Source organism: Candidatus Accumulibacter necessarius (assembly GCF_036625085.1).
This window is the reverse complement of sequence record NZ_JAZKUM010000001.1, coordinates 591,891-609,079: the sequence shown is the minus strand read 5'-3', so window position 1 is coordinate 609,079 and position 17,189 is coordinate 591,891. Positions and strand designations below refer to the sequence as shown.

Here is a 17,189-nt window from a genome sequence, read left to right as displayed (position 1 = left end):
TCCGATTCCCGCCCCCCTCAGTGCCTTGGGCCGCACCTCGCCACCACCGCGTGGGCACGGGAGCGGCATGACCTCACGGATGCGCGCGAGCAGCAGCGCCCAGCCGTAGCGGGCGATGCGACGGTGAATCGCTTCCTCTGCCCCCTCTGCTTCCTCCTTGCGCTGCGCGATTCAGTCCTTGGCACCGGCGCCGCATTTCCGGGCACGCGGCGTCAATTTCTTCGGCTACAGCGAGGATCACCACCATGAAACCAGACATCGACGGCACGGTGAGCAAGCGCCAGAAGAGACTATCCAAGTCCGTCTACAGCACTTCGCACGTCATCTCGCTGGCGGAAGCCGAGGTCATCTAGCTGCTGAGGGCGCGAGCCGGTCCGCCATCTTTGCAAACTCCGGACAGAAGGACATGCCGCGCGACATCAAGCGCGAGATCGCGTATACCCGGCACGAAATCGGCAGGGACACCTTCGCGCCGCGGGTCATGGCCGCCATGGCGGCGGTGCGCCGCGTCTGCAGGACAGCATTCTCGAAATCGGCACCGGCTCGGGTTATCAGGCCGCCGTGCTGGCCGAACTGGTGCGCCAGGTCTATAGCGTCGAGATCATCGAGGCGCTGGCGACGGCCACGGGCCAGCGGCGGGGCCGTGCAAGCGGCGGATCAGTCTTCCCGGGGAAACTGCGACGCCGCCAGGCCGTAGATGGCCACCGCCGGCACCATCAAACAGCTGGTCAGCGGCCTGACAGCGGGCGCCACTCCACGCGCGTACCCTCGCCTGCAGCGACTTGCCGCCGGATGTGCGGAATCGCACGGGGGCCGCGACGAATCAATGTTCCAATCTGTGCATGCTGATGAAAGACAGTGCGCTTCGTTGAATGACCGCACGGCACGCCGTTACCACGGACCGGATGACCGAAATTGTCCCAACGGACAGAATCAAGGAACGATAGTGAGAAACATGACTGAACCACTCAACGGAAAAATCCTGACCGCCATCGTAGCAGCGGCCCTGGCTGCGTCGGTGGGCAACGCCTGCGCCAGCACGATCACCGTCGAGACCGGCTACTCGACGGCAGGGTCACAGGCCAGCGCAAACGATTACCGGAGCGTGGTCGAAGCTGCGGTCGCCGTGGCGACGGCTGGCTATGGCGTGACCCATCCAACGGCGTTCAACACTGTTTCGAACCACGGTCTATTTGCTGGACCCACCACGAACATCGCCTTCGAGTTCACGATCGCTTTTGGCGTGACCGCAGTGCAGGCAGGCGAATGGGAATTCCGTGCCGGCACCGATTTCGGTCACGGCGGCGCGGTGTTCCTCGATGGCGTTGCCCTGGGTTTCAAGTCCAATGACATGTGGTGGGCTGGCTCTTACGGAAACCCCAGCCAGCATTTCGATTACACATCAATACTGGCCAGCGGCAACCATGTCCTCAGCATTTACGGTCTGGAAGGTTGCTGCGACGGCGGCCAACAGGTCCAGTTCCGGGCGCCAGGGACAAAGCAATTCACGAGCTTCAGTTCGACCGATGGCCTGGCGGAAGTTCCCGAACCCGCCACCTACGCGCTGTTCGGCGTCGGCCTTCTCGGCCTGGGTTTTGCGCGCAGGCGCAAGACTTAGCCATCCGGCGCGACCCAGCGCGAAGCCCCGCCGCGGCGGGGCTCTGTCATTCTGGCGACGCTTGCTTGCCGCGGGTTGTCATGGTTTTTGCCAGCAACCTGGCAGCACGGATGCCGCTGCGCACCGCGCCGTCGAGGGCTCCCAGGCAATCCACCCTCGCGCAGTCGCCGGCAAGAAACGGGGGCATGGGCGCGGCGGCGCAGGCCGGCAGCGAGTACCCACCACGGTTGCGCGGCGAGCGCCTGACATTGAGGAAGTCGCGCGCATAGGCCGCTGCCGGCCCAGTCCGCCACGTAACGTGTTGAGTCCCTGCGATCAACAGGCGCCGTCAGGCACCAGCGTGAGGGTATCCAGTTGAATCGCGAATTCGCAGCGCCAGCCGCGTTTTTCGGCCAGTTCGGTGCAGCGCAGCGGGCCTTGTGTCTTGCTGCGCGAGCCGTCGTCGAGGCAGATGTCGCGCTCGCCACGGCCTTTCAAACGACGGTACAGGTCACGCGCGGCCCCACCTTCAAGCACCAGTCCCAAGTGGCTGTCGCGTGCCTCACCGGGCGGCGGGTCGATCAGCGTCTTGCCATGAAAGCGGTATTCGCCGCGTAACGGTCCGGCGCTGCCGCCCGCCCAGACAGATGCGGCAAGGCACAGGATGGCGACAGCGGCGACACAACGGGGGACAGGCACAGTCATGGAAAGAGTTCTCCAGGCAGGTGGTGCGTCTGGCGCAGGGTGGCAAGCCGCTGCTCAAAAGCCGCCAGTGAAAAGTGGTCGTTTCCGGGCAGGGTCCACAGGACTTCGACCCGCCAGGCTGATCCACTGTGGACCAGCAAGGCTTTGACGGTCAAGTCGGTTTCCTGCCAGCTGTGGTCATCCAGGAGGATGACCTCGTTGCCTTCAAAATAGGCCCAGTTTCCAGCGCGACGCAGGTGGAAGACGTTGAAGCGGCTGGCGCCTGTGTTCAGCCGGAGCGCGCTGCGCACGGCACTCAGCAGGGCGATACGTTCCGGTGTCCCGGGTGGTGGCGTATGGGTGGCAGCGGCCTTGTCGGCATGGGCGGTCCGCCACACCAATGCCAGACTGGTGGCAAGAAACAGGCGGCGTCCTGGCGTCATGGCCGGAATATCGGGAACGGGGTCTTCCAGCCGCGCCGCGTGTCGGGCACCTGCATGGCCAGCGAGGTGATGTCCAAGCCGGATTGCGCGCCGTTGTAGAAGATCAGCAGATCATCGAGGAAGGTCTGGCGGTCCGGCCACTTCTGCAGAAAGCGCAGCAGATCGGCGACGAAGCGCGTGTCGGTAGGGAGTTGCGGCAATAGTTCAGCCAGTTCGTCACGCTTGTCAGCCAGCCTGCCAGCCGTCGATACGGCCATCTTTCGCGCTTTCTCCGGCGTTACGCCACGCGCAATGTGACGGTCGCCGAACTCGTGGTGCAGTTCGCTCATTTCCCACAGCAGCGCACCGGCCCGACCCAGTGCGACAACGTCATCAGCCCCTGCCTGGAACGGCAGCGCAAGCAGGCCAGCCGCGAAGCCAAAAACACGCCAGAAACGGTGAACCCCAGGCATGCCTTCTCCTTTCATTGGGGGGTGGCCCCGGCTTCGACCCAGCGTCCCTGCACGCGTCGCTGCCAGTGTTGTCCATCCCGGCTCCGCCAGGTGCCGTCGGTGGCGCAGCAGCCGCCCGCGCCCAACGCCTGACGGCCAAGCTGGACGAGGACGTATTCGGAATCGGCAGAGACCTCCTGCCGCTGGCAAACGCTCAGCATTGGGTAGAAATCCGTCGTCAGCACCCGCTCCCGCCGGCCATCCGGTAGCACCCGGAACACCTCGCAATCATCGAGCGCCAGATGCATCGATACCCCATGCAGTTCTGCGCGGAAATGTTGCGCGGTATCCGGCGGCGGCTCCCCCTGGCATCCGGCCAGAAGGAGCAGCAGACTACAGCGTCGCCAGCAGCGCATCCCGGATGTCGTCATCGCGGATCATGCCGCTTGTGCCCATGGGGTGGGCGCAAAGTCGGCGAAACGGGCTGCCGGCAGGGTGTTGCCGGTGGGAGCATGGCCATCGGGGCAGCCAAGGCCTGGCCCACCACGATGGCCAAGCTGCGGCTCATCGCACTGCCTCGCCGTCGGCAGCGAATTCCACCAGCCGCCAGCTGCCCTGCACCGGTCGAAAGTAGAACGTGTAGGGAGAGCAGAAGATCACCTGGGCCCCGTCTTCGGCAATGGGTTGCGCCCGCGCCAGACAGCGGCGGACAGGGGCCTTGAAAAGCTGGGGGTAGATGGCCAGAAAGGCGGCATGGTCACGTCCCCGACCTTCATACAGGAACGGTAACCGGGTCAATGCGGCCACCCGGGCGCCGTCGTTCTCGGCCAGAGCATGGCGAAAATCCGCCAGAAAGCGGGAAAAGTCGGGGCCGGCATGGCTGGCAGGCGCGTGGCACCCCATCGCCAGCAAGGCCATGAACAGGCAGCTGCGGCTTATCGGCAAGGTTGCAAGCTGTGGCAAGGCCGCGTCCTTTCGTCGAAGTGCTTATTTCCTGGTTTTGATCTGCTGGTAAACGGCAATTTCCCGCTCGCCGGACTCGCGCAAGAACAGGCGGTTTCCAGTCATCTTCAACAGGGTGTATCGACCATCGAAGCCGCTGTTTGCGTCCTCAACATGCAGTTCGCAGCCGGCGACTCGCCACTGCGCGCCGGAGAGCTCCGGGCGCTGGTGGAGCCAGGAATCAAAGCGGTTTGCCGTGAAGGCCATTTCTTCAAAAGGGCCACCGTCCGAGACCAGTTTCCAGGCGCCGAGCAGTGCCTCCCTGCCAGCCGGGCACGCGCCCGTCTGCACGCCGGGGGGTAGACCACAAGCGGGTTGCGCGAGTTGCTGGAGACGATTTTCGTAGGCGGCGATCAGGCAGGGTTCGTCGGTGCAGCGATTGCGCTGTTCGCGCAGCCAGTGGCGCTGTGCGTTCACAACATCGGCTGCCGGGCACATGCGTTTGGCCTTTGCAAAGGCCTCGCCCATGCGGCTGTCGAGCCGGTTGAGCCTTGGGCTGGCGCAAATCTGCTTGTCAATCTTCGAGGCCGCCTGGGCGCAGTCAAAGCTCGCCGCATTGGCAGCGTTTGCTGCCATGTGCAGCGCTGTCAGGCAAAGCCACAAGCACTGACGTTTCACTTCAGCAAACCTTGCAGGGCTTCGCCTTGTTCGTAGACCAGGTCATCCAGCCGCCAGACGCCACGCTCTCGCACCAGACGGTACGTCACATTGCGGTTACGGTAGGCATCGGCGAAACGCACCGGCACTTCGGCTGAACTGCCCCTTACGCTGGCCTTGTTAACGGCGAAACGGGTGGGATATTCCTGGCTATCGGTGAACGGGTCGCCGTTGATGACGGGGGCTTCATCAGCCGATACGGGCTTGGCGAAGTAGTGCGCAACGCGGTGCTTGAGCCGCTTCGACAGCCACTCCCGCTTGCGCTCGGTGCTGGCGGGGGTAAACCCCATGTCGCCCTTGAAATGAGCCTCGAGCAGCCGCTGCACCCGGCCTTCCGGCGAGTTGGCCTCTGCCAGCGCGCCCGGTGCCTTGCTCAAGATGAACACCTGGTTGTCCAGGCCGAGTAACAGGGTGTCGGCATCAACGCGGTGGAACTCGAACATGCCGGTGTCGCAGGTCAGACGCACTCCGGCCAGGGGCAGCAGCATGATGCCCAAGGCCCGCGCCGCCGTTGCGGCCGGGGCCGGCAAGCTGCCCTGAAACAGGCCTTCGGCCGGATAGTGCGTCGGTTCGATGACGGCATGGCCGCAGGTCAGCACGCCGGGGCCGCGCACCGCGTTGGTCTGAAACGTCAGCGCATGGCCCACCCAGGCGGGCTGTGCCATGTTCGGGCTTGCAGCCGCAGGCGCCCAAGGCGCCGTGACCGTGTGCGTGATGCGCCAGTGAGGTTCGATGCGGTGGTCCGCCTGGGCACGGACAGCCTCGGAGCCCAAGACCATGCCGAGGCAAACCAGGGTGATGGCAAAGCGATTTGTGTGGTTTTTCATGCCAGTGCTCACGGTATGGAGGTCAGCGGTCAGAACAGCACGTCGCGGCACGCTTGATGCCACCCTGCAACTGGCCCGGACCGTGCATAAGTCCGGTGAGATACAATCGACCTGCTTGATATATCCATTTATCCAGCATCCAATGGGTAGAAATGCCCACCTGATCTCGCCCTCCTGCTGATTCTACCCCGGAGCAACGCCGATTTCCGACTGCTGCGCGCTTCACAGTCCGTGCCGACTTCTGCGACGGAGAGGCCTCCTCGGAGCTGGGCGCGTAACTGCGTGCGAGGCCATTCGCCGCCTTAAGACTGCCGTAAGCTTTGACCGTGATAGTCATGCGGGCGTCTGGGGTATCCCTGACCGTCAGTCTCACCGACCTGATTGATGTTCGAACTTGCTCGCCATGCTCGATCGAACAAACGAGGTAGGCGCTTTTTCTTCTATGGGGAGTAAACGATGTCATTGAAGACGATTTCACCACGATTCCTGATACCTGTCGCTCTGGCGCTGGCGGTCTCCCAGGGCGCGCAGGCAGCACCACCGGCAGGTCAGGTTCTGGCTTCCCAATGCGCCCAATGTCACGGCACCAACGGGAACGGCCCGGGGTTTGACGAAGTGGCGGGCAAAAGCGCCAGCGAACTGCAAAAAGACCTCCTGGAAATGAAGCGCCGACCAGTCGAGGGCATCATGGACCGCCAGGCCCGTGGCTACACCGATGCCCAGATCAAACTCATCGCCGACTACCTCGCTGCACACAGCGGTAGCGGCCACGACAACTAACCAACAGGAGACGTCAACATGATGCACACCTTCAGTAGAAGACGATTCCTGCAGCTGGCCGGCATGGCCTCAGCGGTTTCCGTTTTGCCCCGAGCATTTGGCGCTGCGTCCCCGGCGCGCGTGGTCGTCGTTGGCGGGGGCTTCGGTGGCGCTACGGTCGCCAAGTACCTTCGCATGTGGGGCGGCGACAAGGTCGCGGTTACCCTGGTGGACCCTAATCCCAGCCACATCGCCTGCATTCTTTCCAACCTCGTGGTCACCGGCGCCCTGACCATGGACCGTATCACGCTGGGTTACAATGCCCTGAAAGAAAAGCGTGGTGTCAAGGTGCAGCAGGGTCGAGTCATCGCGATCAACTACGGGAGCGGTACCGTCAGCCTTAGTGACGGAACGGCTTTGGCCTATGACCATCTGGTCCTGTCTCCCGGCATTGACTTCGTTCCTCCACCGGAGGGGCCCTGGGATCCGAACGTCACCCCGCATGCCTGGCAGGCCGGCCCACAGACTCTCTTGCTGAAGCAGCAGCTGGCAAGCATGCGCGATCGCGACACCTTTGTCATGACCGTACCCAAATCGCCCTACCGCTGCCCACCCGGCCCCTATGAGCGCGCCTGCGTGGTCGCCGATTATCTGAAAAGAAAAAAACTCATTTTTGCCAAAGTCGTCGTTCTTGACGCGAACCCCAGCATTCAGGCGGAGCCCGTGGCCTTTGGCGAAGCCTTCAACTTCATCTACAAGGGGATGATAGAGTACGTTCCCAATGCCGCGGTGACAGCGGTGAATTCGACGACGCGCAGCATTCAAACCAGCGCTGGCGACTGGTCTAACGTCCGCGTCCTGAACTACATCCCCAACCAGAGGGCTGCCGCCATTGGCCCGGCCAGCAGTCTCAATCGCGGATGGCCGGTCTTGAACGCACAGGGATTTGTGCCAGTCGACCCGCTGACCTACGGCATCAGCGGCTACCCGAATGTCCACGTGATCGGCGATGCCTGCGCGGTACCCGCCAGTGAGGGCAAGGCAGTGCCCAAGTCCGGCCACATGGCCAACGCCGAAGCCAAGGTCTGCGCCGATGCCATCCTGCGCTCCTTGAACGGGGAGTCACCCGATAAGAACATCACCACCAACTCGGCCTGCTTCAGCCCGATTACCGCCACAATCGGCTCCTGGCTGTCGGCCAACTTCAACTACGGCGACATCTACGATGCCGCTGGCAAGGTAAAGGGCAAGGGGATGCACCGCGTCGATCTCGGCGAAGCACCCCGGACCAACGGCGACAACTACCAGGACATGTTCACCTGGGCCGAAGGACTTTTCGCGGATAGCTTCGTTTGAGCAAGCGGGCTAGGCGACAAGCCTGGCCCAGGCGCTGCAAGGAAAAGGCGACGGGGCCTTGAGGTGGCAAGGCACCCGTCGCCCGCGGCGATGAAACCAGGATGCTTGTGGTGAGGAAGCTCAACTGGATGCATGTTCCGGCCACCGTCACACTGACCTCGATCGGGTGCAATCCGAACCTGGAACGTATTGCCCATGTCCGTGCCCTCCAAGACGAGATTCTCAGCAAGGGCGAAGCCGCCAACCCACGCTCGCCACCGTCTGGCGCACGCGGGCGCACCGAGCCGGGAAACAAGCCCGCCTGACGATCGCACCGGAGCGCCGACGACCTCTCGCATCCCCCTGACCAACCCCACACCACTCGCGCCGCAAGCGCGCCTTTGTCGCTAGCCAACCCCCATCTGACCGCCTCGGCGGCGAAAGCGGGCGTTACCGGCCAACGGGTCCGATTCGGCAGGGTATGCGTCAGGGCTGCAATACGGGCATTGCGATTGACCTTGGAGGCGGGCGGGCGCTATGCTCGCCCGGATACTTGGCCGCTGCGAATGACTGGACCACTCACCTGCGTCGGCCACGGCCAGGATCGAGAACTTCCACCGGGGGAACACCACATGCCACGCACTGCCATCTGTGCCGGGGTACAGCACAGCGTGCATCACGCTGCCGGCTACGGCACTTTCGATGCAGCGGTCGCGCGTGCATCGAGCGTTGCCTGAGCATGGACCAGGCGACCCACAACAAGATTGTCTCCTTCATCTGGGGCATCGCCGATGACGTCCTGCGCGATCTCTTCAAGCGCGGCAAGTACCCCGACGTGATCCTGCCCATGTGCGTCATCCGGCGCATGGACGCGGTGCTGGAGCCGACCAAGCAGCAGGTACTCGACACCCGCAAGATGCTCGACGAGGCGAGCATCACCGAGCAGCGCGCCGCGCTCTGCGATGCCGCTGGCCAGGCCTTCTACAACACCTCGCGTTTCACCCTGCGCGACCTCAAGTCGCGCGGCAGCCAGCAGCGACTGCTGGCCGACTTCGAGGACTATCTCAACGGCTTCTCGGCCAACGTCCAGGACATCCTCGACAACTTCAAATTCCGCAACCAGTTGCAGACGCTGTCCCGGGCCGACGCCATCGGCACGCTGATCAACAAGTTCCTCGACCCCGACATCGACCTCTCGCCGGCTGGCATCGACAACCATTCGATGGGCACCGTTTTCGAGGAACTGGTGCGCAAGTTCAACGAGGAGAACAACGAAGAAGCGGGCGAGCACTGGACGCCGCGAGACGCGGTGCGCCTGATGGCGAACCTGGTGTTCCGGCCGATCGAGTCCACGATCCGGTCCGGCACCTACCTGCTCTACGACTGCGCCTGCGGCACCGGCGGCATGCTCACCGTCGCTGAGGAGACGCTGACGGCGATCGCCGCCGAGCGCGGCCAGCAGGTCAGGTGCCTCCTCTACGGCCAGGAGATCAACCCCGAGACCTACGCCGTCTGCAAGGCCGACATGCTGCTGAAGGGCGAAGGCGAGAGCGCCGACCACATCGTCGGCGGTGCCGAGTGGTCCACGCTGGCGCACGACGCCTTCCCCGCCCGCGAGTTCGACTTCATGCTCGCCAACCCGCCCTACGGCAAGAGCTGGAAGAAGGATCTGGAAGCCATGGGCGGCAAGGACGGCATGCGCGACCCGCGGTTCAGGGTGATGCACCAGGGCGAGGAGCTTTCGCTCGTCACGCGTTCGAGCGACGGGCAAATGCTCTTCCTCGCCAACATGGCGTCGAAGATGAACGGAAACTCGGCGCTCGGCAGCCGCATCGCCGAGGTGCACAACGGCAGTTCGCTGTTCACCGGCGACGCCGGCCAGGGCGAGAGCAACATCCGCCGCTGGCTGATCGAGAACGACTGGCTCGAAGCCATTGTCGCGCTGCCGCTCAACCTCTTCTACAACACCGGCATCGCCACCTACATCTGGGTGCTGTCCAACCGGAAGCCCGCGCACCGCCAGGGCCAGGTGCAGCTCATCGACGCCAGCCAGTGGTTCAAGCCGCTGCGCAAGAACCTCGGCAAGAAGAACTGCGAACTCTCGCCCGAAGACATCGAGCGCATCAGCCGCAGCTTCCTCGACTTCCAGGAAACGCCCGAGTCGAAAATCTTCCCGAATGCCGCTTTCGGCTACTGGAAGGTCACCGTCGAACGCCCATTGCGCCTGCACAGTCAGCTTTCGCTCAAGGCCATCGAAACGCTGCGCTTCAACTCCGGTGACGAGGACCTGCGCGCCACGCTCTACGAGGAGTTCGGTGACGACCTGTTTACCCGTTTCTCCGCGGTTTCCGCCACGCTCGAGAAGCGCCTCGCCGACTGGGGCAGCAGCGACGACGAAGGCGAAGGCAAAGGCGAAGACGAAGAGGGTGGCAACCCGAAGAAGGGCCTGCCCGAGCGGCAGAAGAAAAAGCTGCTCGACGCCCGGACCTGGGAGCGCGACGGCCGCCTGGTCGACGTGGCCACCCGGCTGCGCGCGTTGCTCGGCGAGACGCTCTTCGACGATCACAACGTCTTCCGCGACCGCGTGGACGCCGCGCTGAAGGCGGTCGGGATCAAACTCGCCGCCGCCGACCTCAAGCAGATCCTCAAGGCCGTGAGCTGGCGCGTCGACACCGCAGCCCCGGTCATCGCCAGGGTGCACAAGCCGGGCAAGACCAAGGCCGACCCCTTGCGCGGGCTCTACGAGGCGGCGGTGGACGGCAGGTCCGCCACCGTCGAGTATGAGCCCGACGCCGACCTGCGCGATACCGAGCAGGTGCCGCTGCTCGAAGACGGCGGCATCGAGGCCTTCATCCGCCGCGAGGTGCTGCCGTACACGCCCGACGCGTGGATCAGGGACGACGCGACCCGGATCGGCTACGAGATCAGCTTCACGCGCCACTTCTACAAGCCGCAGCCGCTGCGCACGCTCGAAGAGATCAGCGCCGACATCCTGGCGATCGAGAAGGAGGCCGAAGGCTTGCTGGATGGTCTGCTCAAGGTGGGCGCCAAGCCATGAAGAAGAAGGCCGACCCTTCAGCCAGAAAGCCCGGACCCTCCGCGCTACAGTCCGAGCAGCGCCGCGGCTTGACCGCCGAGACGGAAACGCCCGCAGTCGTTGATGCGGCGGGCCTTCTCTCGGACTTGCGCAGCCTCATCCAGTCCGTACGCCAGCGGATTGCCACCGTCGCCTATTCCACCCAGACATTGCTCTGTTGGCATGTGGGACGACGGCTCTTGAACGAGAGTCTACAGGGCGCTCGGGCTGCCTATGGAAAGCAGATTCTCGTGACCGTGTCACGAGAATTGACGGCGGAGTACGGGCGCGGGTTCAGCTATGCCGAGATTGCCCGCATGATCCAGTTCGCACAGTTGTTCCCCGATGAGGCGATTGTCGTGACGCTGTCACAACAATTGAGCTGGTCGCATATTCATGCGCTGCTGCCGATCAAGGATCCGCTGGCCCGAGACTTCTACGCCGAGATGTGCCGCATCGAGCGTTGGGACGTGCGCACGCTGCGGCAGAAGATCGGCGGCATGCTGTTCGAGCGCACCGCGCTGTCGAAGAAACCGCAAGCGGTCATCGCGGCTGAGATCGACAGACTTCGCGACGGGCAGATAAGCCCCGACATCGTCTTTCGCGATCCCTACCTGCTCGACCTGCTGGGACTCAAAGGCGCCTACAGCGAACGCGACCTCGAGAGCGCCATCCTGCGCGAGATCGAGGGCGTGTTGCTGGAACTGGGCACCGGCTTCGCCTTCGTCGCCCGGCAAAAGCGCATCAGCGTCGGCAAGGACGATTTTCATCTCGACCTGCTTTTCTTCCACCGCCACCTGCGCCGGCTGATTGCCGTCGAACTGAAGCTGGAATCCTTCCAGCCAGGCCATGTCGGGCAGATGGAGCTGTACCTGCGCTGGCTGGACAAGCACGAACGCGCTCCCGGCGAGGAAGCCCCGATCGGACTCATCCTCTGCGCGTCCGCCGACGCCGAGCAGGTCGAGCTGCTCCAGCTCGATGCCAAATCCATCCGCGTCAGCGAGTACCTCACGGAGTTACTGCCGCTGCCGCTGCTGCGCGAGCGGCTGCATCAGGCGATCGAGCACGCCCGAGAGAGCACCGCCCGGCGAGCGGTGGATGAGGAACAGCCATGATTGACGACCTCAAACCGTATGCGGAGTACAAGGAGTCGGGGTTGCCGTGGCTTTGCCAGGTACCAGCGCACTGGCAGATCGCACGTAGCAAACGGCTGCTCACGCCGAGACAGGAGCTGGCACGGCCCGATGACCTGCAGCTTTCGGCGACACAGGCCTATGGCGTCATCGCGCAGTCGCTCTACGAGGAGCGTACTGGTTACCGCGTAGTTAAGATTTCGATGCACCTTGACAAGCGCCGCCATGTCGAGGCAAACGACTTCGTGATCAGCATGAGGAGCTTTCAGGGCGGGCTTGAGCGCGCATGGACAACAGGTGCCATCCGCTCTTCTTACGTTGTCTTGAAGCCTGATGCCCAGGTCGATGCGACTTATTTCAGGCATCTTTTCAAGTCGGCACCCTACGTCGGCGCTTTGCGCGCCACGGCGGACTTCATCAGGGACGGCCAAGATCTGAACTACAGCAATTTCTGCGATGTCGACCTTCCACTGATACCGCATACGGAACAGGCTGCGATCGGGCGCTTCCTAGACTGGGCGAACGGGCGGCTGGAGGGGGCGATCCGGGCGAAGCGGAAGGTGGTCGCGCTGCTCAACGAGCAGAAGCAGGCCATCATCCACCGCGCCGTCACCCGCGGCCTCGACCCCTCCGCCCCCCTGAAACCCTCCGGCATCCCCTGGCTCGGTGACATTCCGCATCATTGGGAGGTGCGGCGTGCAAAGTACCTCTATCGCGAAGTCGATGAACGTTCCACGGATGGCAGTGAAGAACTTTTGTCCGTGTCTCACCTCACTGGAGTCACGCCACGCAGCCAAAAGAACATCACGATGTTCAAGGCCGCCTCTTATACGGGGCACAAGTTATGTCGGCCGGGGGATCTTGTTGTCAACACTATGTGGGCGTGGATGGGTGCGCTTGGCGTCTCAAAGCATGCGGGAATCATCAGCCCCGCGTACGCTGTTTACCGACCACGTCGACCCGGTGGCATTATCGGTATCTACATGGATGGCCTGCTCAGAAGCAGGCCGTATGTGTCCAACATTATCTGCCGTTCGACAGGACTACGCGCTTCGCGCCTCCGTTTGTATCCCGAGGAATTCTTCCGGCTCCCAATCATCCAGCCTCCGGCTAACGAGCAGCGGCTGATCGTTGAAACGATTCGGGAGGAAACTACTGAACTGGATACCGCCACCTCCCGCCTCGAACGCGAGATCGAACTCCTCCGCGAATACCGCACCCGCCTGGTTGCCGATGTCGTGACCGGCAAGCTCGATGTGCGCGAAGCAGCGGCGCGGCTGCCCGACGAAGCACCGCTCGACGCCGCCGAGGACGACACCGACCCCAGCCTCGATCCCGAAGCCGCTGAAGGGGAAACTGCAGCGTGAGCCTCGCGTATCCAAAACTCAAGCGGAACCAACAGCGCGGGAGCAAGCCGCGCTGTCACCTACTGACACACGGAACCCCGGAGATCGTCGCGACACGCCTGACCGATCTTGTGGCCCCATTTGCGAGCATCGCGCCAATTGATCACTGGATGCCGCAGGGATTCGACCAGACCGACGAAGCGACGCTGCCGGAAGCGGCTCGACTCTTGCCGGAGGAGGTGCGCATCGAACTCAAACGGTGGTGGCTTGCCGTTGCTTCGAGCACTACGCGTACGCCCAACTGGGACATGGCCAGCACCTGCACCATTGAGGGTCAACCCGGTATCCTCCTGATCGAGGCCAAAGCGCACGCCCAGGAACTCATCAAGGAAGAGACCGGCCGTAAGAACATCCAGCCGCCGGTCTCTGGAAGCGCGCGTCGCAATCTCCTGCGGATCGACTGGGCCATTCGAGACGCCAGTATTGCCCTGTCCGAAGACACCGGGCTCCCATGGGCATTGTCCCGAGACTGGGACTACCAGATGTCCAACCGCTTCGCCTGGAGCTGGAAGCTCGCGGAGCTTGGCATCCCGGTGGTCCTGGTCTACCTCGGGTTCCTAAAGGCGAACGACATGTCCAAGCCCGGAGAGGTGCCGTTCGCACATGCGGACGCTTGGAGCACCTTGGTGAGTTCGCACAGTGCGTCGTTGTTTCCAAGCGAAGTCTGGGGCCGCCGTTGGTCCGTCAACGGGGTGCCGTTCATCCCGCTGGTTAGATCGCTTGAGGTGCCATTGAAACAAGAGGCGCAGTCATGACCGCTACAGACACCAGCGAGAAGGGCCTGGAGAGCCTGATCATGCGCCACATGACCGGGGTGGACGGCCTGGCCGTCGCGCCGAACACGGCTGCCGAGGTGCGCGCGCCCTACGGCGGCACCGGATACATCGCCGGCAGCGCGCAGGACTACGACCGCGCGCACGCGCTCGACGTGCCGCAGCTCTTCGCCTTCCTGCGCGCCACCCAGCCCGATGCCTTCAGGAAGCTGGCCTTTGCCAATGCCAACGACGCCAGGGACATCAACCGCCTCAAGTTCCTCGCCCGCCTTTCTGCCGAGATCGGCAAGCGCGGCGTCATCGACGTCCTGCGCAAGGGCGTGGCGCATGGGCCGCTGCACTTCGACCTGTTCTACGGTACGGCCTCGCAGGGCAACGCCAGCGCCGAGGCGCGGCACGCGCAGAACCGCTTCTCGATCACGCGCCAGCTCGCCTACAGCATCGACGAGACGCGCCGCGCGCTCGACCTGTGCCTGTTCATCAACGGCCTGCCGATCGCCACTTTCGAGCTGAAGAACAGCCTCACCAAACAGACGGTCGAGGATGCCGTCGAGCAGTACCGGCGCGACCGCAACCCGCGCGAACGGCTGTTCGAGTTCGGCCGCTGCGTGGTGCACTTCGCGGTCGACGAGAGCGAGGTGCGGATGTGCACCGAGTTGCGCGGCCGGGGCTCGTGGTTCCTGCCGTTCAACAAGGGTCACCACGACGGCGCCGGCAACCCGCCCAACCCGCACGGCCTGAAGACCGACTACCTCTGGAAGGAGGTGCTGACCCCGGCGGGTCTGACTAACATCCTCGAGAACTACGCGCAGATCGTTGAGGAGAAGGATCCGCGCACGGGCAGGAAGAAGCGCCGGCAGGTCTGGCCGCGCTATCACCAGCTCGGCGTCGTGCGCCAGGCGTTGGCCGATGTGCGCGCCCATGGGGTGGGCAAGCGTTACCTGATCCAGCACTCGGCGGGCAGCGGCAAGTCAAATTCGATCGCCTGGCTGGCGCACCAGCTCATCGGCCTGCAGCGCGACGGCGATCCGGCGGATCAGGCGAACAGGGAGGTCTTCGACTCGGTGATCGTGGTCACCGACCGGCGCCTGCTCGACGACCAGATCCAGACCACGATCAGGCAGTTCATGCAGGTGGGCGCGACCGTGGGGCACGCCGAGCGCTCGGGCGACCTGCGCCGGTTCATCGAACAAGGCAAGAAGATCATCGTCTCGACGGTGCAGAAATTCCCCTTCATCCTCGACGAGCTCGCCACCGAGAGCGGCAGGACCTTTGCCATCATCATCGACGAGGCGCATTCGAGCCAGGGCGGCAAGACCTCGGCGGCGATGAGCCAGGCACTCGGCGCGCCGGGGGAAGACGACGACGACGCGGGGCCCGACCCTGAGGACACGGTGAACGCGGCGCTCGAAAAACGCATGGCGGCGCGCAGGATGCTGGCCAATGCCAGCTACTTCGCGTTCACCGCGACGCCGAAGAACAAGACGCTGGAGATGTTCGGCGAGCCGCTGCCGCCCGACCCGGAAGGGCGCGTCAGGCATCGGCCCTTCCACAGCTACACGATGAAGCAGGCGGTCGAGGAAGGTTTCATCCTCGACGTGCTCAAGGCCTACACGCCGGTGGACAGCTACTACAGGCTGGTCAGGAAGAGTGAGGACGACCCGGAGTTCGATACCCGCAAGGCGAACAAGAAGCTACGCCGCTACGTCGAGAGCCACGAGCACGCGATCCGCCTGAAGGCCGAGATCATGGTCGACCACTTCCACGCGCAGGTGCTGGCGGCGGGGAAGATCGGCGGGCAGGCGCGGGCGATGGTGATCACCAGTGGCATCGAGCGGGCGATCCAGTACTTCCACGCCTTCAAGGCGTATCTGGTGGAGCGTAAGAGCCCGTACCGGGCGATCGTCGCGTTCTCGGGCGAGCACGAGTACGGCGGCGCGAAGGTGAGCGAGGCGTCGCTCAACGGCTTCGCGAGCAGCGAGATTGCGCGGAAGATCCAGACCGACCCCTACCGCTTCCTGATATGCGCCGACAAGTTCCAGACCGGTTACGACGAGCCGCTGCTGCACACGATGTACGTGGACAAACTGCTGGCCGGCATCAAAGCCGTGCAGACGCTGTCGCGGCTCAACCGCGGGCACCCGCAGAAACACGACTGTTTCGTGCTCGATTTCCAGAACAACAGCGAGGCGATCACTTACGCCTTCCAGGACTACTACCGCACGACGCTGCTGGCCGACGAGACCGACCCGAACAAGCTGCACGACCTGAAGGCGGCGCTGGACGCGGCGCAGGTTTACTCACCGGAGCAGGTCGAGAAGGTGGTGGCGATGTTTCTCGATGGCGCCGACCGCGACCAGCTGGACCCGATCCTCGATGCCTGCGTCGCCGTTTATGTGGACGCGCTCGACGAGGATGGCCAGGTCGACTTCAAGGGCAAGGCGCGGGTGTTCTGCCGCACCTACGCCTTCCTCTCGTCGGTGATTCCGTACACCAACGCGGCGTGGGAGAAGCTCTCGATCTTCCTCGACCTGTTGACGCCCAAGCTGCCGGCGCCGCAGGAGGAAGACCTTGCTCGGGGCATCCTCGAAGCGATCGACATGGACAGCTACCGCGTCGAGAAGAAGGCGGCCATGCACATCGCCCTCGCGGACACGGACGCCGAGATCGAGCCGGTGCCGACCGCTGCGCGCGGCCACAAGCCGGAACCCGAGATGGATCGGCTCAGCAACATCCTCAAGACCTTCAATGAACAGTTCGGCACGACCTTCGTGGACTCGGACCGCATCTTCAAACACATCCGCGACGACATCGCCCCCAAGGTCGCGGCCGATGGCGCCTTTCAGAACGCGAAGGCAAATACCCCGCATACCGCCCGCCTGGCCCACGATCAGGCTCTCGGCAAGGCCGCGCAGGGTTCGGTCAAGGACTTCACCCAGTTCTACAAGCAGTTCGTCGAGAACGAGTCGTTCAAGCGCTTCGTCGGCGACATGGTTTTCGCGATCACCAATCCGTGAGTGCCGGTGCCTTCTGCGAGCAGCTCTGTCCAGTCCTGACGCTGGTCTG

At 63.7% G+C, this 17,189-nt stretch carries 16 protein-coding genes and 1 pseudogene; 10 read left to right on the top strand and 7 right to left on the bottom strand.

Going from position 1 to position 17,189, the window contains the following annotated elements:
- Nucleotides 1-516: 516 nt before the first annotated feature.
- A pseudogene (locus V5B44_RS03090) lies at nt 517-636 on the top strand (protein-L-isoaspartate(D-aspartate) O-methyltransferase); the annotation flags it as partial.
- 61 nt (nt 637-697) lie between these two features.
- Nucleotides 698-1,618 carry a CCXG family PEP-CTERM protein gene (locus V5B44_RS03085; protein ID WP_332357634.1) on the top strand — a complete coding sequence of 307 codons (921 nt, stop codon included), beginning with the start codon at nt 698-700 and terminating at the stop codon, nt 1,616-1,618.
- A 315-nt stretch (nt 1,619-1,933) separates the two neighbouring features.
- On the opposite strand, the gene V5B44_RS03080 is transcribed toward V5B44_RS03085, so the two are convergent.
- The 7 genes from V5B44_RS03080 to V5B44_RS03050 all read right to left on the bottom strand — a co-directional run bounded on the left by V5B44_RS03080 (nt 1,934) and on the right by V5B44_RS03050 (nt 5,641).
- Nucleotides 1,934-2,302 carry a hypothetical protein gene (locus V5B44_RS03080; protein WP_332357633.1) on the bottom strand — a complete coding sequence of 123 codons (369 nt, stop codon included), beginning with the start codon at nt 2,300-2,302 and terminating at the stop codon, nt 1,934-1,936.
- On the bottom strand, nt 2,299-2,724 hold the full coding sequence (locus V5B44_RS03075) for a hypothetical protein (RefSeq protein WP_332357632.1): 426 nt from the start codon (nt 2,722-2,724) through the stop codon (nt 2,299-2,301). Before V5B44_RS03075 ends, V5B44_RS03080 begins: the two co-directional genes overlap by 4 nt.
- Nucleotides 2,721-3,176: a hypothetical protein gene (locus V5B44_RS03070; RefSeq protein ID WP_332357630.1), complete on the bottom strand. Its 456-nt coding sequence runs from the start codon at nt 3,174-3,176 to the stop codon at nt 2,721-2,723. Before V5B44_RS03070 ends, V5B44_RS03075 begins: the two co-directional genes overlap by 4 nt.
- Nucleotides 3,177-3,187: 11 nt before the next feature.
- Nucleotides 3,188-3,586, bottom strand: a complete 399-nt coding sequence (locus V5B44_RS03065; protein WP_332357629.1) for a hypothetical protein — start codon at nt 3,584-3,586, stop codon at nt 3,188-3,190.
- Nucleotides 3,587-3,719: 133 nt separating this feature from the next.
- Entirely contained in the window at nt 3,720-4,118 is a 399-nt protein-coding gene (locus tag V5B44_RS03060) for a hypothetical protein (protein ID WP_332357627.1), read from the bottom strand.
- 24 nt (nt 4,119-4,142) lie between these two features.
- Nucleotides 4,143-4,775: a lysozyme inhibitor LprI family protein gene (locus tag V5B44_RS03055; RefSeq protein ID WP_332357626.1), complete on the bottom strand. Its 633-nt coding sequence runs from the start codon at nt 4,773-4,775 to the stop codon at nt 4,143-4,145.
- Nucleotides 4,772-5,641 carry a DUF3828 domain-containing protein gene (locus tag V5B44_RS03050; protein WP_332357625.1) on the bottom strand — a complete coding sequence of 290 codons (870 nt, stop codon included), beginning with the start codon at nt 5,639-5,641 and terminating at the stop codon, nt 4,772-4,774. Before V5B44_RS03050 ends, V5B44_RS03055 begins: the two co-directional genes overlap by 4 nt.
- Before the next feature lie 456 nt (nt 5,642-6,097).
- On the opposite strand from V5B44_RS03050, the gene V5B44_RS03045 reads away from it, so the two are divergent.
- From V5B44_RS03045 to V5B44_RS03010, 8 genes are all read left to right on the top strand, one after another.
- Nucleotides 6,098-6,421, top strand: a complete 324-nt coding sequence (locus V5B44_RS03045; protein WP_332357624.1) for a c-type cytochrome — start codon at nt 6,098-6,100, stop codon at nt 6,419-6,421.
- Nucleotides 6,422-6,439: 18 nt separating this feature from the next.
- Nucleotides 6,440-7,756 (top strand): FAD/NAD(P)-binding oxidoreductase, encoded by a 1,317-nt coding sequence (locus tag V5B44_RS03040; RefSeq protein ID WP_332357623.1) that lies wholly within the window; start codon nt 6,440-6,442, stop codon nt 7,754-7,756.
- A 101-nt stretch (nt 7,757-7,857) separates the two neighbouring features.
- A complete protein-coding gene (locus V5B44_RS03035) occupies nt 7,858-8,061 on the top strand; it encodes a hypothetical protein (protein WP_332357622.1) in 204 nt (67 codons plus the stop codon).
- Nucleotides 8,062-8,474: 413 nt separating this feature from the next.
- A complete protein-coding gene (locus V5B44_RS03030; RefSeq protein WP_332357621.1) occupies nt 8,475-10,793 on the top strand; it encodes a type I restriction-modification system subunit M in 2,319 nt (772 codons plus the stop codon).
- Nucleotides 10,790-11,926: a PDDEXK nuclease domain-containing protein gene (locus V5B44_RS03025; protein WP_332357620.1), complete on the top strand. Its 1,137-nt coding sequence runs from the start codon at nt 10,790-10,792 to the stop codon at nt 11,924-11,926. The genes V5B44_RS03030 and V5B44_RS03025 overlap by 4 nt, the downstream gene beginning before the upstream one ends.
- Entirely contained in the window at nt 11,923-13,311 is a 1,389-nt protein-coding gene (locus V5B44_RS03020; protein ID WP_332357619.1) for a hypothetical protein, read from the top strand. The genes V5B44_RS03025 and V5B44_RS03020 overlap by 4 nt, the downstream gene beginning before the upstream one ends.
- Nucleotides 13,308-14,105: a hypothetical protein gene (locus tag V5B44_RS03015; protein WP_332357618.1), complete on the top strand. Its 798-nt coding sequence runs from the start codon at nt 13,308-13,310 to the stop codon at nt 14,103-14,105. The genes V5B44_RS03020 and V5B44_RS03015 overlap by 4 nt, the downstream gene beginning before the upstream one ends.
- Entirely contained in the window at nt 14,102-17,140 is a 3,039-nt protein-coding gene (locus V5B44_RS03010; RefSeq protein ID WP_332357617.1) for a type I restriction endonuclease subunit R, read from the top strand. Before V5B44_RS03015 ends, V5B44_RS03010 begins: the two co-directional genes overlap by 4 nt.
- Nucleotides 17,141-17,189: the final 49 nt, after the last annotated feature.

What these genes read in the sequence shown, in the direction of transcription:
- V5B44_RS03085 (WP_332357634.1), top strand. Translation starts at nt 698, where the DNA reads ATGGCCACCGCCGGCACCATCAAACAGCTGGTCAGCGGCCTGACAGCG.
- V5B44_RS03035 (WP_332357622.1), top strand. Translation starts at nt 7,858, where the DNA reads ATGCTTGTGGTGAGGAAGCTCAACTGGATGCATGTTCCGGCCACCGTC.
- V5B44_RS03065 (WP_332357629.1), bottom strand. Translation starts at nt 3,586, where the DNA reads ATGACGACATCCGGGATGCGCTGCTGGCGACGCTGTAGTCTGCTGCTC.
- V5B44_RS03020 (WP_332357619.1), top strand. Translation starts at nt 11,923, where the DNA reads ATGATTGACGACCTCAAACCGTATGCGGAGTACAAGGAGTCGGGGTTG.
- V5B44_RS03040 (WP_332357623.1), top strand. Translation starts at nt 6,440, where the DNA reads ATGATGCACACCTTCAGTAGAAGACGATTCCTGCAGCTGGCCGGCATG.
- V5B44_RS03080 (WP_332357633.1), bottom strand. Translation starts at nt 2,302, where the DNA reads ATGACTGTGCCTGTCCCCCGTTGTGTCGCCGCTGTCGCCATCCTGTGC.
- V5B44_RS03070 (WP_332357630.1), bottom strand. Translation starts at nt 3,176, where the DNA reads ATGCCTGGGGTTCACCGTTTCTGGCGTGTTTTTGGCTTCGCGGCTGGC.
- V5B44_RS03050 (WP_332357625.1), bottom strand. Translation starts at nt 5,641, where the DNA reads ATGAAAAACCACACAAATCGCTTTGCCATCACCCTGGTTTGCCTCGGC.
- V5B44_RS03045 (WP_332357624.1), top strand. Translation starts at nt 6,098, where the DNA reads ATGTCATTGAAGACGATTTCACCACGATTCCTGATACCTGTCGCTCTG.
- V5B44_RS03075 (WP_332357632.1), bottom strand. Translation starts at nt 2,724, where the DNA reads ATGACGCCAGGACGCCGCCTGTTTCTTGCCACCAGTCTGGCATTGGTG.
- V5B44_RS03010 (WP_332357617.1), top strand. Translation starts at nt 14,102, where the DNA reads ATGACCGCTACAGACACCAGCGAGAAGGGCCTGGAGAGCCTGATCATG.
- V5B44_RS03025 (WP_332357620.1), top strand. Translation starts at nt 10,790, where the DNA reads ATGAAGAAGAAGGCCGACCCTTCAGCCAGAAAGCCCGGACCCTCCGCG.
- V5B44_RS03030 (WP_332357621.1), top strand. Translation starts at nt 8,475, where the DNA reads ATGGACCAGGCGACCCACAACAAGATTGTCTCCTTCATCTGGGGCATC.